Source organism: Streptomyces sp. NPDC017529, from assembly GCF_044329785.1.
Classification (GTDB): Bacteria; Actinomycetota; Actinomycetes; order Streptomycetales; family Streptomycetaceae; genus Streptomyces.
In genome coordinates this window covers 33530-50334 of the sequence record NZ_JBIRJY010000001.1, presented here as the reverse complement: position 1 = coordinate 50334, position 16805 = coordinate 33530, and the positions used below count along the sequence as shown (strand labels likewise).

Sequence of the window (16805 nt, the reverse complement as noted above, 5' to 3'; positions counted from 1 at the left end):
TATTGACGGCACGCTTTAGTAAGGGGTCACTGTGGATAACCAAGAGAAACTCTTCGCCTATCTCAAGAAGACTGCAGCCGAGCTCCAGGAGACGCGGAAGCGCCTGCACAAGCTGGAGGCGGGCGACTACGAGCCGTTGGCGATCGTCGGCATGGCGTGCCGTTATCCCGGCAACGTGGAGAGCCCGGAGGACTTCTGGGACCTGCTGTCGGCCGGCGGCGACGGAGTGGGCGAGTTCCCGACCGACCGCGGTTGGGATCTGGAGAGTGTCTACGACCCCGACCCGGAGAAGTCCGGCAGGTCGTACACGCAGTCGGGCGCGTTCGTGCGGGACGCCAGCGGATTCGACGCGGGGTTCTTCGGGATCAGCCCGCGCGAGGCGCTGGCGATGGACCCGCAGCAGCGACTGCTTCTTGAGGTGTCCTGGGAGGCCCTGGAACGGGCGGGAATCGACGCGGGGACGCTGCGCGGCAGCAAGACCGGCGTCTTCGTCGGCGGTTTCACCTCGAACTACATAGTGAACCTGGAATTGGCGGAAGGGGGCACGGACCGGCTCGAAGGTCACATGATGACCGGCAACCTGACCGCCGTGCTCTCCGGCCGCGTGTCGTACGTGCTGGGCCTGGAGGGCCCGGCGCTGACGGTGGACACGGCGTGTTCGTCCTCCCTGGTGGCGCTGCACCTGGCCTGCCAGGCGATCCGCGCCGGGGAGTGCTCGATGGCGCTGGCCGGTGGCGTGACGGTGCTGGCGCAGCCGGGCATGTTCGTGGAGTTCTCCCGGCAGCAGGGCCTTTCGGTGGACGGCCGTTGCCGTGCGTTCTCCGCGGACGCGGCCGGAACCGGTTGGGCCGAGGGCACGGGCATGGTCGTCGTGGAGCGGCTGTCCGACGCCCGGCGCAACGGGCACAAGGTGCTCGCGGTGATCCGTGGCAGCGCCATCAACCAGGACGGCGCGTCCAACGGTCTGACGGCCCCCAACGGCCCCTCCCAGCAGCGCGTGATCCGTGCCGCGCTGGAGAACTCCCGGCTGTCGGCCGCCGACGTGGACGCGGTGGAGGCGCACGGTACGGGTACCACGCTGGGCGACCCGATCGAGGCGCAGGCGCTCCTTGCGACCTACGGCCAGGAGCGCAGCGAGGGCCGGCCGTTGTGGCTGGGCTCGGTGAAGTCCAACATCGGCCACACCCAGGCGGCTTCCGGTGTGGCCGGAGTCATCAAGATGGTGCTGGCGATGCAGCACGGCGAGCTGCCGAAGACGCTGCACGTGAGCGAGCCCACGCCGCACGTGGACTGGGACTCCGGCAAGGTGGAGCTGCTTTCGCAGCCGGTGCCGTGGCCGGCCGGGGAACGCCTGCGCCGCGCGGGTGTGTCCTCGTTCGGCGGCAGCGGTACGAACGCCCACCTCATCCTGGAGGAGGCTCCCGCCGAGGACGGCGCGACCACCAACGAGGCGCAGGCCGCGCCGGAGGACGGTGCGGCCGAGTCGGCGGACGCGAGCGGTGCCGGTTCCGTGGTTCCCGTGGTGTCGGGCGCCGGCGCATGGCTGGTGTCGGGGCGTTCGGAGCGGGGCCTGACGGCGCAGGCGGGCCAGCTGCGCGAGTGGGTTTCGGCACGTCCTGAGCTGCAACCGGTGGACGTGGCCTGGTCGCTGGCGACCACCCGGGCGGCCTTCGAGCACCGCGCCGTAGTGGTGGGCGGCGACCGCGGCGACCTGGTAGCCGGTCTGGAGAGCCTGGCCGAGGGGACCCCCAGCGGCGCCGTCGTCTCGGGCGTGGTCAAGCCCGATGCGCGGACGGTGTTCGCCTTTGCGGGGCAGGGTTCGCAGTGGGTGGGTATGGGGCGGGAACTCGCCCAGGCCAGTCCGGTGTTCGCGGCGCGTCTTGCCGAGTGTGAGCGGGCGTTGGCGCCGTTCGTCGATTGGTCGCTGAGCGATGTGCTCGCGGGTGCGCCGGGTGCTCCCGCTCTGGAGGCGGCGCACATCGTCCAGCCTGCGTTGTGGGCGGTGATGGTGTCGCTGGCGGCGGTGTGGGAGGCGGCAGGTGTGTCTCCGGATGCGGTGGTGGGTCACTCGCAGGGTGAGATCGCGGCGGCGACGGTGGCCGGGATGCTGTCTCTTGAGGATGGTGCCCGTGTCGTGGCGTTGCGGTCGCGGTCGTTGAAGGTTCTGGCGGGTGCGGGCGGGATGCTCTCGGTGAGCCTGTCGGCCGCTGCGGTCGAGGAGCGTTTGCCGAAGTGGGGCGAGCGGCTGTCTCTGGCGGCGGTCAATGGCCCGGCCGCGGTGGTGGTGTCGGGCGCGCCGGAGGCGCTGGAGGAGCTGCGGGCCGAGCTGGACGCGGAAGGGGTCCGGGCTCGGATGGTGGCGGTGGACTACGCCTCGCACAGCGCCCAGGTGGAGCGGCTGGAGCGGGAGATCGTCTCCGTACTGGCCGAGGTGGCCCCGCGCCAGGGCCGGGTGCCGATGGTGTCGGCCATGTCCGGCGAGACGCTGTCCGGTGAGGAGCTGGACGCCGCGTACTGGTACGGAAGCCTGCGGGCCACCGTGCACTTCGACCGTGCGGTCCGCACGCTCGCTGCCCAGGGCCACCAGGTCTTTGTCGAGGTCACTCCGCACCCGGTGCTGCTCGGTGCGATGACCGAGTCGCTGGAGGAAGTGGCGCAGGAAGCGGGTCCGGGTACGGTGCCCGCGGCGGTGTGCGGGACGCTGCGCCGTGACGACGGCGGCGCGAGCCGCCTGGTCACATCGCTGGCCGAGGCGTTCGTCAACGGTGCCACGGTCGACTGGGCGAAGGTACTGCCGTCTGCGGACCGGGTGGAGCTGCCGACGTACGCCTTCCAGCACGAGAGGTACTGGCCGAAGGGGACGCTGACCCAGCTGGTGGGGCGCTCGGCCGGCGGCGATGCGACGTCGCTCGGATTGGGCGCCGTGGGGCACCCGCTGCTGGGCGCGGTGGTGGAACTGGCCGGTGGCGCGGGCCTGGTGTGCACCGGGCGGCTGTCGGTGCGCTCGCAGCCGTGGCTGGCCGACCACGCGGTCGGCGGTGTGATCCTGCTGCCCGGCACCGGTTTCGTGGAGCTGGCGGTACGCGCCGGCGACCAGGTGGCCTGCGGCCAGCTGGAGGAACTGACGCTGCAGGCACCGCTGGTGGTGTCCGCCGACGGCAGCGGGGTCCAGATCCAGGTCGTGGTGGCCGCGGCCGACGCCCAGGGCCGCCGCGGGGTGGAGGTGTTCTCCCGCCCCGACGAGGCGGGCACCCAGCAGGAGTGGGTGCGCCACGCCAGTGGCGTGGTGGCGCCGGCCACGACGGCCGGGCCCGGTGACGAAGACCTGAGCGTGTGGCCGCCGCGGGATGCCGTACCGGTGGACATCGCCGACCTGTACGCGGTGCATCTGGCGGAGGTGTACGGCCCGGCCTTCCACGGAGTACGGGCCGCCTGGCGCCGCGGCGAGGACGTGTTCGCCGAGGTGGCGCTGCCGGAGGAAGTGGCCCAGGAAGCGGGCGCGTTCGGCCTGCACCCGGCGCTGCTCGACGCAGCGCTGCACGGCGCGACACTGGTGGAGGCGGACGCCGAGGCCGAGCCGGGGCATGTGCCGATGCCCTTCGCGTGGACGGATGTTGAGCTGTACGCCAGTGGCGCTTCGATGCTGCGGGTGCGGTTGCGGCGCGATGCGCAGGGCGGTCTGTCGCTGACGGCCGCCGATGCGACCGGGGCTCCGGTGGTGTCGGTGGGGTCGCTGGTCAAGCGCCTGGTGCCGTTGGGGCAACTGCGGGCCGACGACAGCGGGTTGACCGACTCGCTGTTCGTCACGGACTGGGTCGCCGTGGCCGAGGCCGCGGCCCCGTCCGGGGAGTGGGCGCTGTTCGGCGCCGACCACTTCGGCTTGGTGGACGGGCTGGGCGCCGCGGGCGTACAGGTACGGCCCTTCGCCGACATCGCCGAGCTGGCCGCCGCGGCCGAGGCGGGCGAGATCGACCCCCGCACGGTCATGGTCTGCGCCGAACCCCTGCCCGCCGATACCGAGGACGTCCCGGGAGCGGTGCGCGAGAACGCGGGCGCGACGCTGGAGCTGGTGCAGGAGTGGCTGGACGAACAGCGCCTGAACCAGGCGCAGTTGGTGGTCGTCACCCGCGGCGCAGTGGACTCGGTCGCCGGTGAGGCGGTGTCGGACCTGGCCGCGGCCGCCGCGTGGGGCCTGCTGCGGTCGGCGCAGGCGGAGAACCCGGGCCGACTGGTCCTGGCCGACCTGCCCGCCGTCGACGCCGGTGACCACGCCGGTGTGCTGCCCTCGGTACTGGCCGGCGGCGAGCCCGAGCTGGTGATCCGCGGACGCTCCGCCTACGGCAGGCGGCTGACCCGCCCGTCCGGCGAGCTGGCGCCGGTCGCATGGCCGTCCGAGCCGAAGGCCGACACGGCGGCCCGCTCGGTGCTGGTGACCGGCGGTACGGGCACGCTGGGCGCGCTGGTGGCCAGGCACCTGGTGGCGACGGGCCGGGCCGGTGGCGTGGTGCTCACCAGCCGTTCGGGCCCGGCCGCCGCCGAAGTGGCCGCGCTGGCCGCCGAGCTGGCGGAGCTGGGCGTGTGGGTACAGGTGATCGCCTGTGACGCCGCCGACCGGGACGCGCTGGCCGCGACGCTGCGGCGGATTCCGGCCGACTGCCCGCTGGGCTCCGTCATCCACTCCGCGGGCGTCGTCGACGACGGTGTGATCGCGTCGCTGACCCCCGAGCGGCTGGCGGCGGTCATGCGCCCGAAGGTCGATGCGGCCTGGCACCTGCACGAGCTCACCGCACACCTGGATCTGGAGCGCTTCGTCACGTTCTCCTCGGCGGCGGCGACCTTCGGCGCCCCGGGCCAGGGCAACTACGTGGCCGCGAACTCGTTCATGGACGCCCTGGCGGGATACCGGCGAGCGGCCGGACTCGCGGGACTCTCGCTCCAGCTGGGCCCCTGGGTGCACGAGGCGGGCATCGGCCGCAACCTCGACGAGCGGCTGCTGTCGCGGATCGACCGCGGCTTCGTACCGCTGGGCGCCGAAGACGGCCTGGTCGTCCTGGACGTCGCGTTGACCCGGGACGAAGCCGTGCTGATGCCCGCCCGGCTGGACATGGCAGCGCTGCGGGCGCAGGCCGCGGGCAGCGCCGAGATCCCGCCGCTGTGGCGGGTGCTGGCGGGCGTGTCCACCCGGCGTACGGCCGCCTCGGGCGCCGTCGCGAGTGCGGACACGGGCGCCGGTGCCGGGGAGGCACTGCGGCGTCAGCTGGCGTCGGTGCCGGGCGCGGAGCGCGCCCGGGTGCTGCTGGACCTGGTGTGCGCCCATGTCGCCGCGGTGCTGGGGCACTCCTCGGTGGAGGCGATCGACGCGAGCCGGGCGTTCACCGATGTGGGCTTCGACTCGCTGACCGCGGTCGAGCTGCGCAACCGGCTGAACGCGGAGACCGGACTGCGGCTGCCCGCGACGCTGGTCTTCGACTACCCCACCCCCACGGCGCTGGCCGGGCTGCTGCGCGCGGAAATGGCGGGGGACCTGCCCGCCGTCGCGACGCCCTCCGGCCCGGCGGTGACGGGAACGGCGGACGAGCCGATCGCGATCGTCGGCATGGCCTGCCGCTTCCCCGGCGGCGCCGCCAGCCCGGAGGAGCTGTGGCAGCTGCTGGCCTCGGGCGCGGACGCGATCGGTCCGTTCCCGCAGGATCGCGGCTGGGACATCGAGGCGCTCTACGACCCGGAGTCCAAGCGCGCCGGAACCTCGTACACGCAGGCGGGCGGGTTCGTCCGGGACGCCAGCGCGTTCGACGCCGGGTTCTTCGGGATCAGCCCGCGTGAGGCGCTGGCCATGGACCCCCAGCAGCGACTGCTGCTGGAGACCTCGTGGGAGGCCTTCGAGCGGGCCGGCATCGACCCCGCGACGCTACGCGGCAGCCAGACCGGCGCCTTCGTCGGCGGCTACAGCTCCCGGTACGGAACCGATGTGCCCCTGGAGGGCACGGAGGTCGTCGAGGGTCACCTGGTGACCGGCAACGCGACCAGCGTGCTGTCGGGCCGGCTGTCGTACACCTTCGGCCTGGAAGGCCCCGCCGTCACGATCGACACGGCCTGCTCCTCGTCCCTGGTGGCTCTCCACATGGCCACCCAGGCGCTGCGGTCGGGCGAGTGCTCGCTCGCACTCGCCGGCGGTGCCACGGTCACCGCCACCCCAGGGGTGTTCGTCGCCTTCGCCAAGGCGGGCGGCATATCGGTGGACGGGCGCTGCAAGTCCTTCGCCGCGGCGGCCGAGGGATCGGGCTTCGCCGAGGGCGCGGGCATGCTCGTGGTGGAGCGCCTGTCGGACGCCCGGCGCAACGGGCACAAGGTGCTGGCGGTCATCCCCGGTTCGGCGGTCAACCAGGACGGTGCGTCCAACGGTCTGACAGCGCCCAACGGCCCGTCCCAGCAGCGGGTGATCCGCGCCGCGCTGGCCAGCGCCCGGGTGTCGCCCTCCGATGTGGACGTGGTGGAGGCGCACGGTTCGGCCACCACGCTCGGTGACCCGATCGAGGCCCAGGCCCTGATCGCGACCTACGGCCAGGAGCGCGCCGAGGACCGGCCGCTGTGGCTGGGATCCGTGAAGTCCAACATCGGTCACACACAGGCCGCCGCCGGTGTGGCCGGCGTGATCAAGATGGTGCTCGCCCTCCAGCACCAGGAACTGCCCCGCACGCTGCACGTGGACGAGCCGACACCGCACGTGGACTGGGAGGCCGGCGAGGTGCGGCTGCTGACCGAGGCCAAGCCGTGGCCCGTCGGCGAGCATGTGCGCCGCGCCGGTGTGTCGGCGTTCGGCATGAGCGGCACCAACGTGCACGTCATCCTGGAGGAGGCCCCGGCCGAGGACACCGACAAGACGGACAGCCCGGAGGATCCCGCCGATGCGCCCGCGTCGGCCGCTGCCCCCGCCCTGATCGAGGCTGACGACGTCAGCGCGTGGCTGGTGTCGGGCCGTACGGCCGAGGGCCTGACGGCTCAGGCGGAGCGCCTGCACGAGTGGGTGGCGACCCGGCCTGAACTCGAACCGACCGATGTGGCCTGGTCGTTGGCGGCGACCCGGTCCGCCTTTGAGCAGCGGGCGGTCGTCGTGGGCGATGACCGTACGGAGCTGGTGGCCGGCCTGGAGAGCCTGATCGACGGGACCTCCGCGCGGTCGGTGGTCTCCGGAGTGGCCCGCTCCAGCGGCCGGACGGCATTCGTGTTCGCGGGGCAAGGTGCCCAGTGGGTCGGTATGGGTCGGGAGTTGGCTCAGTCGAGTCCGGTGTTCGCGGCGCGGTTGGCCGAGTGTGAGCAGGCACTCGCACCGCATGTCGACTGGTCCCTTGCCGAGGTGCTCGCGGGTGGGGAGGGTGCGCCGGGGCTGGATTCGGCGGATGTGGTGCAGCCGGTGCTGTGGGCGGTGATGGTCTCGCTGGCGGCGGTGTGGGAGGCCGCTGGTGTGTCTCCGGATGCGGTGGTGGGTCACTCGCAGGGTGAGATTGCTGCGGCGACGGTGGCCGGGTTGCTGTCTCTTGAGGACGGTGCGCGGGTGGTGGCGGTGCGGTCGCGGGCGCTGTCGAGTCTGTCGGTCGAGGGCTCGATGGTGTCGGTGGTGATGCCGTCCGAGGCCGTGCGTGAGTTGGTCGAGCGTTGGGATGACCGGCTGTCGGTGGCTGCGGTGAATGGTCCGGCGGCTGTGGTGGTGTCGGGTGAGCCGGGTGCGTTGGCGGAGTTCGAGCGGGAGTTGGCCTCGCGGCATGTGCTGCGCTGGCGTATCCCGGAGACGGATTTCGTGGCGCATTCCCCTGCGGTGGAGCCGCTGGAAGCGGTGCTGGCGAAGGAGCTTGCCGGGATCGCGCCGCGGGCGGGTCGGGTGCCGATGGTTTCGACCGTTACGGGCGAGTGGGTGTCTGGCGCTGAGGTGGATGCCGCGTACTGGTACGCGAACCTGCGCAAGATGGTCCGCTTCGAGGAGGCTGTCCGGGTTCTGCTCGGTGAGGGGTATGGGGAGTTCGTCGAGGTCTCCCCGCATCCGGTGCTGACCGCGGCGGTGACGGAGACCGCCGAGGACGCGGGCACCATCGACGTCCTGGTCGTGGGCACGTTGGAGCGGGACAACGGCGGTGCCCGGCGTCTGATGACGTCGTTGGCGCAGGCGTATGTCGGTGGGCTGCCGGTGGACTGGAAGGCGGTGCTGCCTGCCGCGGAGTCGGTGGAGCTGCCGACGTATGCCTTCCAGCACCAGCGGTACTGGTTGGAGGCCGCCGCCGCGACCGCCCCCCTGGTGGGTGGTGATGGTGCGAGTACGGTGGCCGAGGCGCAGTTCTGGGCGGCGGTCGAGGGCGGGGACCTGGCGCGGGTTGCGGACACGTTGGCGATCGAGGACCGGAAGCAGCTCGGTGCGGTGCTGCCCGCGCTGGCGTCCTGGCGGCGCCGCGAGCAGGACAAGTCGGCGACGGCGGGCTGGCGTTATCGCATCACGTGGGCGCCTGCCACCGAGCAGGGCAGCGCACGGCTGTCGGGACAGTGGCTGGTGGTGACGCCTGCCGGAACTGCGGCGGCCGAGCTGACCCGGGGGAGCGTGGCGGCGCTGACCGCCCGCGGCGCCGAGCCCGTGATCGTCGAGATACCGGCCGGGACCGTGGACCGGCCCGATGTGGCCGCGCTGCTCGAACAGGCGCTGCGGAGCGCCGGTACGGACGCTGCCGCGCTGTGCGGTGTCGTCTCGCTGCTGGCGCTGGACGAGACGCCGCTGCCCGGCCGCGAGGTCGTGGCCCGAGGCCTGGCCACGACCCTCGCCCTGGTGCAGGCCCTCGGCGACGCCGATGTGGCCGCGCCGCTGTGGATCCTCACCAGCGGCGCCGTCGCCACCGGGCCCGGCGAGGTGCTGAGCAGCCCGCTGCAGTCGCAGATCTGGGGCTTCGGCCGGGTCGTCGGCCTGGAATACCCCGACCGCTGGGGCGGGCTGATCGACCTGCCCGCCGTACTGGACGAGCGCACCGGCGCGCAGCTGGTGGCCGTGCTGGCAGGCTGCGACGAGAACCAGGCCGCGGTCAGGCCTGCCGGGATTCTGGGCCGCAGGCTGACCCACGCCCCGCAGCCGACGGCGAACGGAAGCGCGGGGACATCGCACGGAACCGCGCTGATCACCGGCGGCACCGGCGCGCTCGGCGGACACGTCGCGCACTGGCTGACCGGACGCGGCGTGGACCGCCTGGTGCTGACCAGCCGCTCCGGGCCCACCGGACAGGGCGTCGCCGCACAGGCGGCCGAACTGGCCGCGCAGGGCGCCCATGTGGACGTCCTGACCTGTGATGTGAGTGACCGGTCGGACGTCGCCGGACTGGTGGACTGGATCGGTACGAGCGGCCCTGCGCTGTCCGCGGTGATCCACACCGCGGCGGTGCTGGACGACGGCGTCATCGACGGCCTCTCGGCGGAACGTCTGGAGACGGTGCTGGCGGCCAAGGCCGGCGGCGCGGCCCACCTGGACGAGCTGACCGCGGACCTGGACCTGGACGCATTCGTCCTGTTCTCCTCCGTGGTGGCCACGACGGGCGGTCCCGGCCAGGCCAACTACGCCGCCGCGAACGCGTACTTGGACGCCGTCGCCGAGAATCGGCGGAGCCGCGGACTGGCCGGGCTCGCTGTGGCCTGGGGCCCGTGGGCGGCCGGCGTGGCGCAGGGCTCCGAGGCCGCGCGGCAGCGGCTGGCCCGCAACCAGTGGGAAGGGCTGATGGCTCCGGACCTGGCGGTCCGGGCCCTGGGCGAGGCGCTCGACGGCCCCGACACCGTGTTGACGGTGACGAACATCGACTGGTCCGTGATCCTGTCGACGCCGGTGTCGGCGGCGAGCCTGCTGGAGGTTCCGCTGATGCGGGACCTGCCGGAGATCCACCAGCTGGCCTCGCTCCTGGCGGCCGTCCCCGCCGTACCGGCCGAAGGGGACCTGGCGCGCCAACTCACCGGACTGGGCCGGGCCGAGCAGCACCGGCTGCTGATCGAACTCGTCCAGGCCAAGGCCGCCCATGTGCTGGGCTACCCGTCGCCCGAGGCGGTCGAGCCGGGCCGCGCCTTCAGCGAACTCGGCTTCGACTCGCTGACCGCCGTGGAACTGCGCAACGACCTCAACACCGCGACCGGGCTGCGGCTGCACGCGACCCTGCTGTTCGACTACCCCAGCGCGGCCACCCTGGCCGAGTTCCTCGAAGCGGAGCTGCTGGGGGCCCAGCCGAACGACACCGCGGCACCGACGGCGGCCTCGGCCCCGTCCGTGGCCGACGAGCCCATCGCGATCGTCGGCATGAGCTGCCGCTACCCCGGCGGCGTGGTCGACCCCGACGGGCTGTGGGCGCTGCTCACCTCCGGCGGGGACGCGATCTCCGGATTCCCGGAGGACCGGGACTGGGACCTGGAGGCCCTCAGCGACCCCTCGGGCCGCGGCTCGTACGTACAGGCCGGCGGGTTCATCGAGGACATGAGCGGCTTCGACGCCGGGTTCTTCGGGATCAGCCCGCGTGAGGCGCTGGCCATGGACCCGCAGCAGCGCCTGCTGCTGGAGACCTCGTGGGAGGCCCTGGAGCGGGCCGGTATCGACCCGGAGTCGGTGCGCGGCACCTCGACCGGCGTGTTCGCCGGCGGATACGCGTCCGGCTACGGCTACGGCGTGGAAATCGAGGGCGCGGCGCACCTCATCACCGGCAACGCGACGAGCGTGCTGTCCGGCCGGGTGTCGTACGCGCTCGGTCTCGAAGGCCCCGCGGTGACGGTGGACACGGCCTGCTCGTCGTCCCTCGTGGCACTGCACCTGGCCGCCCAGGCCCTGCGGTCCGGCGAGTGCTCGATGGCGCTGGCCGGCGGTATCACGATCCTGGTGACCCCCGAGGGGTTCGTCGGCTTCAGCGAGCAGAGCGGGCTGGCGAGGGACGGGCGCTGCAAGGCCTTCTCGGCCGACGCGGACGGCATGGGCTTTGCCGAGGGCGCGGGCATGGTCGTCGTGGAGCGGCTGTCCGACGCCCGGCGCAACGGCCACAAGGTCCTCGCGGTGCTGCGCGGCTCCGCGACGAACCAGGACGGCGCCTCCAACGGCCTGACCGCGCCCAATGGCCCGTCCCAACAGCGGGTGATCCGGGCCGCGTTGGCAAACGCCGGAGTGCGTGCCGACGAGGTCGACGTGGTGGAGGCGCACGGTACGGGCACCAAGCTGGGCGACCCGATCGAGGCGCAGGCGCTCCTGGCCACCTACGGCCAGGAGCGGCCCGAGGACCGGCCGCTGCTGCTGGGCTCGGTGAAGTCCAACATCGGCCACACCCAGGCCGCGGCCGGCGTGGCCGGTGTGATCAAGATGGTGCTGGCGCTCCAGCACCAGCACCTGCCGAAGACGCTGCACGCGGACGAGCCCTCGCCGCACGTGGACTGGACGGCGGGCGAGGTACGGCTGCTGACGGAAGCGGCGCCGTGGCCCACCAACGGCCGTCCGCGGCGGGCCGGTGTGTCGTCGTTCGGTCTGAGCGGCACCAACGCGCACATCATCCTTGAGGAGGCCCCGGCCGCCGAGGCCGGTGTGCCGGAGAACGACGGCCAGGACGACGCCATCGACCAGAGCGCGCCCGCCGAGGCCGACACCCTCACGGTGGTCGAGCCCGGCGGGGTCGGAGCGTGGCTGGTGTCGGGCCGTTCGGCCGAGGGCCTGGCAGGGCAGACGGAGCGGCTGCACGACTGGGTGACCACGCGTCCGGAGCTGCAACCGGCGGGTGTGGCCTGGTCTCTGGCGACCACGCGGTCGGTGTTCGAGCACCGTGCTGTGGTGGTGGGTGCTGACCGTACTGAGCTGGTGTCCGGTCTGGAGAGCCTGGCGGCCGGTGTGCCTGCGGGTTCCGTGGTGTCGGGCGTGGCTCGGCCGGGTGCGCGGACGGTGTTCGCTTTCGCGGGGCAGGGTTCGCAGTGGCTGGGTATGGGCCGGGAGTTGGCGGAAGCCAGTCCGGTGTTCGCGGCGCGTCTTGCCGAGTGTGAGGCGGCGCTGTCGCCGTACGTGCCGTGGCCGCTGAGTGCTGTTCTCGCGGGTGCGGAGGGTGTGCCTGCTCTGGAGGCTGCGGATGTGGTGCAGCCTGCGCTGTGGGCGGTGATGGTGTCGCTGGCCGCGGTGTGGGAGGCGGCAGGTGTGTCTCCGGATGCGGTGGTGGGTCACTCGCAGGGTGAGATCGCGGCGGCGACGGTGGCCGGGATGCTGTCGTTGGAGGATGGTGCCCGTGTTGTGGCGTTGCGGTCGCGGTCGTTGAAGGTGTTGGCGGGTGCGGGCGGGATGCTCTCGGTGAGCCTGTCGGCTGCGGCGGTCGAGGAGCGTTTGCCGAAGTGGGGCGAGCGGCTGTCTCTGGCGGCGGTTAACGGGCCGGCCTCGGTGGTGGTTTCGGGCGAGCCCGGGGCGCTGGAGGAGCTGCGGGCCGAGCTGGACGCGGAAGGGGTCCGGGCCCGGATGGTGGCCGTGGACTACGCCTCGCACTCCGCCCAGGTGGAGCGCTTGGAGGAGGAGATTACCTCCGCGCTGGCCGGGATCGCGCCGCGTCGGGGCCGGGTGCCGATGGTCTCCGCGATGACGGGCGAGACGCTGTCCGGTGAGGAGCTGGACGCCGCGTACTGGTACGCGAGCCTGCGCGCCACCGTGCATTACGACCGTGCGGTGCGGGTGCTGGCCGGGGCGGGGCACCAGATCTTCATTGAGGTGACTCCGCACCCGGTGCTGCTGGGGGCGATGAATGACACGCTCGAAGAGGTCGCGCAGGACGCCGGCCCCGGTACGGCGGCCGGGGTGGTGTGCGGGACGCTCCGCCGCGACGACGGCGGCGCGGCGCGGCTCCTCACGTCCTTCGCGGAGGCCTTCGTCCACGGCGTGACGGTCGACTGGGTGAAGGTGCTGCCGTCCGCCGGCCGGGTGGAGCTGCCGACGTATGCCTTCCAGCATGAGCGGTTCTGGCCGCGTGCGGCCGGGCCGGTCGCCGGCGGGGATGCGGTGTCGCTGGGTCTGGGCGCGGTGGGTCATCCGCTGCTGGGTGCGGTGGTTGAACTGGCTGGTGGTGCGGGCCTGGTGTGCACCGGTCGGCTGTCGGTGCGTACGCATCCGTGGCTGGCGGACCACACGGTGGGCGGTGTGATCCTGCTGCCGGGCACCGGCTTTGTGGAGCTGGTCGTACGTGCCGGTGACCAGGTGGGTTGTGGCCTGCTGGAGGAGCTGACGTTGCAGGCGCCGCTGGTGGTGCCCGCTGAGGGCGGCGTGCAAATCCAGGTCGTCTTGGCTGCGGCCGACGCTGATGGGCGTCGTGCGGTGGAGGTGTTCTCCCGTACCGACGGCTCCCAGGAGGCCTGGACCCAGCACGCCAGCGGCACGGTCGCTCCCCTCGGGGAATCCCGAGCGGCGGAGGAGGACCTGTCGGTCTGGCCGCCGCGCGATGCGACCGCGGTGGATGTCAGCGGGATGTACGACGCGCTGGCAGGGGCATACGGATACGGGCCGGCGTTCCAGGGTCTGCGGGCGGTGTGGCGCCGCGGCGAGGACATCTTCGCCGAGGTGGAACTGCCCGAGGGTGTGGCCGAGGACGCGGGAGCCTTTGGCCTGCACCCGGCTCTGCTCGATGGGGTGTTGCACGCCAGCGCCCTGGTCGGCGATGCCGAGCAGGGTGATCCGGGTCAGGCGCGGCTGCCGTTCGCGTGGACCGGTGTGGAGCTGCATGCCGGTGGTGCTTCGGTGCTGCGGGCGCGGCTGCGGCGGGATGCTCAGGGCAGCCTGACTGTGGCGGCCGCGGATGCGACGGGTGCGCCTGTGGTGTCGGTGGCGTCGCTGATCACCCGTCCCGTCTCGGCGGACCAACTCCGGTCTGCTGACGCGGGCGTGGCGGACTCGCTGTTCACCATCGACTGGTCTCCGATTGCCGAGTCTGCGGTTCAGTCGGGGCAGTGGGCGCTGATCGGTGCCGATCGCTTCGGTGTGGTCGAGGGCTTGGAGGCGGCCGGAGTATCGGTACGTACCTTCGCCGACCTTGCCGAGGTGGCCGCCGCGGCCGACGTGGGGAAGTTCACTCCGCGGTTCGTGCTGGCCTGCGTGGGGGACACGGACGGCGACGTGGCCGAGGCCGCCCGCCGGGCGACCGGCGAGGCTCTGGGGCTGGTGCAGGAGTGGCTGGCCGAAGAGCGCCTGGAAGACGCCCAGCTCGTGGTCGTCACCCGTGGTGGTGTGGCCGCTTCTGTCGGCGAGGGTGTCGTGGATCTGGCGGCGGCCTCTGTCTGGGGTCTGTTGCGCTCGGCGCAGTCGGAGAACCCGGGCCGGTTGGTCCTCGTGGACTTGCCGGCCACCGCCATCGACGACCAGGCTGTCTCGGTGCTGCCGTCTGTGGTGGGCGGTGGTGAGCCGGAGTTGGCGGTGCGGGGCAAGGTGGCGTTGGGGCGGCGGTTGTCGCGTCCGTCGGGTGAGTTGGTGGTGCCTGAGGGGCTGTGGCGGTTGGAGCCGGATGCGGGTGGGTCGTTGGAGGGGCTGGTGCTGGCGGCGGTGCCGCAGGCCGATGCTTCTTTGGAGGCCGGGCAGGTTCGGGTGGCGGTTCGCGCGGGCGGGCTGAATTTCCGGGATGTGCTGATCGGTCTGGACATGTATCCGGGTGGCGGTCTGATGGGCAGCGAGGTTGCGGGAACGGTCATTGAGACCGGTCCTGCGGTGTCCGGGCTGGCCGTGGGCGACCGTGTGATGGGGATCGCCGCCGGCGGCTTCGGCCCGGTCGTTGTCACAGACGCGCGGCAAGTGGTGCCGATCCCGGACGGCTGGTCCTACGCGGAGGCCGCGTCCGTACCGGTCGCCTTCGTAACGGCCTGGTACGCGCTGGCGGAGCTGGCGGGTGCACGCCCCGGCCAGAAGGTGGTCGTACATTCGGCCGCCGGTGGCGTCGGGATGGCGGCGGTGCAGATCGCGCGCCATCTCGGCCTGGAGGTTTTCGCTACGGCGAGTCCGGCGAAGTGGCCGGTGCTGGCGGCGATGGGTCTGGACGAGGCGCACATTTCCTCGTCGCGGAGTGCTGGTTTCGAGGCGGAGTTCCTGGCTGCCACGGGCGGTGCGGGTGTGGACATCGTGGTGAACTCGCTGGCGGGGGAGCTGACCGATGCTTCGCTGCGGCTGCTGCCGAAGGGCGGCGCGTTCATCGAGATGGGCCGCACCGACCTGCGGGATACCGACGCGCTGAAGGCGGAACACCCCGACGTGGCCTACCGGCCGTTCGAGCTCAGCGAGGCCGGGCCGGAGCGGATGGGCGAGATGCTCGGGCGGATCGTCGGGTTGATGGCCGAGGGCGAGCTGTCGCGGCTTCCGGTGCGGGCGTGGGATGTGCGGCGGGCGCGGGAGGCGTTCCGCTTCATGTCGCAGGCGCGGCACACCGGCAAGATGGTCCTGACCATCCCCTCCACTCCCGAGGTCTCCGATCTGGTCGCCCCGCGGCCGGCTGGACGGGCTGCGCTGGTGACGGGTGGTACGGGCACGCTGGGCGGGCTGGTGGCCCGGCATCTGGCGTCGACCGGGCGGGCGGATGGGCTGGTGCTGGCCGGCCGCTCCGGTCCCTCGGCTCCGGACGTGGCGGCGCTGGCGGCGGAGTTGGCGACGCTGGGCGCGTGGGTGCAGGTCGTGGCCTGTGACGCCGCCGACCGTGACGCGCTGTCCACCGTCCTCGCCGGGATCCCCGAAGAGGTGCCGCTGAAGACGGTGGTGCACACCGCGGGTGTGCTGGACGACGGGACGATCGGCTCGCTCACCCCCGAGCGGATCGGGGCGGTGATGCGGCCCAAGGCGGACGGCGCCTGGAACCTGCACGAGCTGACCCAGGGCATGGACCTGGAGCACTTCGTCCTGTTCTCCTCGGCCGCGGCGACCTTCGGCTCTCCCGGCCAGGGCAACTACGTGGCGGCCAACGCCTTCCTCGACGCGCTGGCGGCCGACCGCAGGGCGGCCGGTCTGCCGGGAACGTCGCTGGCCTGGGGCATGTGGGCCGACGTCAGCGCGCTGACCGGGCAGCTCAGCGATGCCGAACGGGCCCGCATCAACCGTGGTGGTGTCAACGCGCTGACCGCGGATGACGGCCTGGCCCTGCTGGATCTGGCGCTCACCCGCGACGAGCCCGTACTCGTACCGGCCCGTCTCGACCTGGCCGGGCTGCGGGCCCAGGCCACCCACAGCGCGGAAGTCCCCTCGCTATGGCGGGCGTTGGTCAGTGGCGGCTCCGGTCGCCGTACCGCGGCCTCGGGCAGCGGCGGCGCGGACTCGCTGCACCAGCAGTTGGCCGGACTGTCGCAGCAGGACCGGGAGCGCAGGCTCACCGACCTGATCCGTACGCATGTGGCGGCCGTGCTCGGACACACCTCCGCCGACGCCATCGAGGCGACCCGGGCCTTCACGGACCTGGGCTTCGACTCGCTGACCGCGGTGGAGCTGCGCAACCGCCTCAACACCGCGACCGGACTGCGGCTGCCGGCCACGCTCGTCTTCGACTACCCCAACCCCGTGGAACTGGCCGCGTTCCTGCAGGAAAAGCTGCTGCCGGAGATCGCTGAACATGGCGAAACACAGCCTGCCGAGGAGAAACTCCGGAAGGCGCTCGCGACCGTCCCGCTGTCCAGGTTCCGTGAGGCCGGGCTGATGGAGGTCTTGATGCGACTCGCCGACGTTCACGACGACGCCCTGGTCGACGACAAGGGCGAAGAGGCCGAGGACATCGACGGGTTGGACGCCGAAAGCCTGATCCGCCTGGCCTTGGACGGCGAGACGGAGTGAAGTTGAT

1 protein-coding gene is annotated in these 16805 nt (G+C 72.5%); it reads left to right on the top strand.

The features are described 5' to 3' along the window. Positions 1-31: 31 nt before the first annotated feature. Complete coding sequence (locus tag ACH4K4_RS00045; protein WP_398163687.1) at positions 32-16798, top strand: type I polyketide synthase; 16767 nt, start codon at positions 32-34, stop codon at positions 16796-16798. Positions 16799-16805 lie beyond the last annotated feature (7 nt).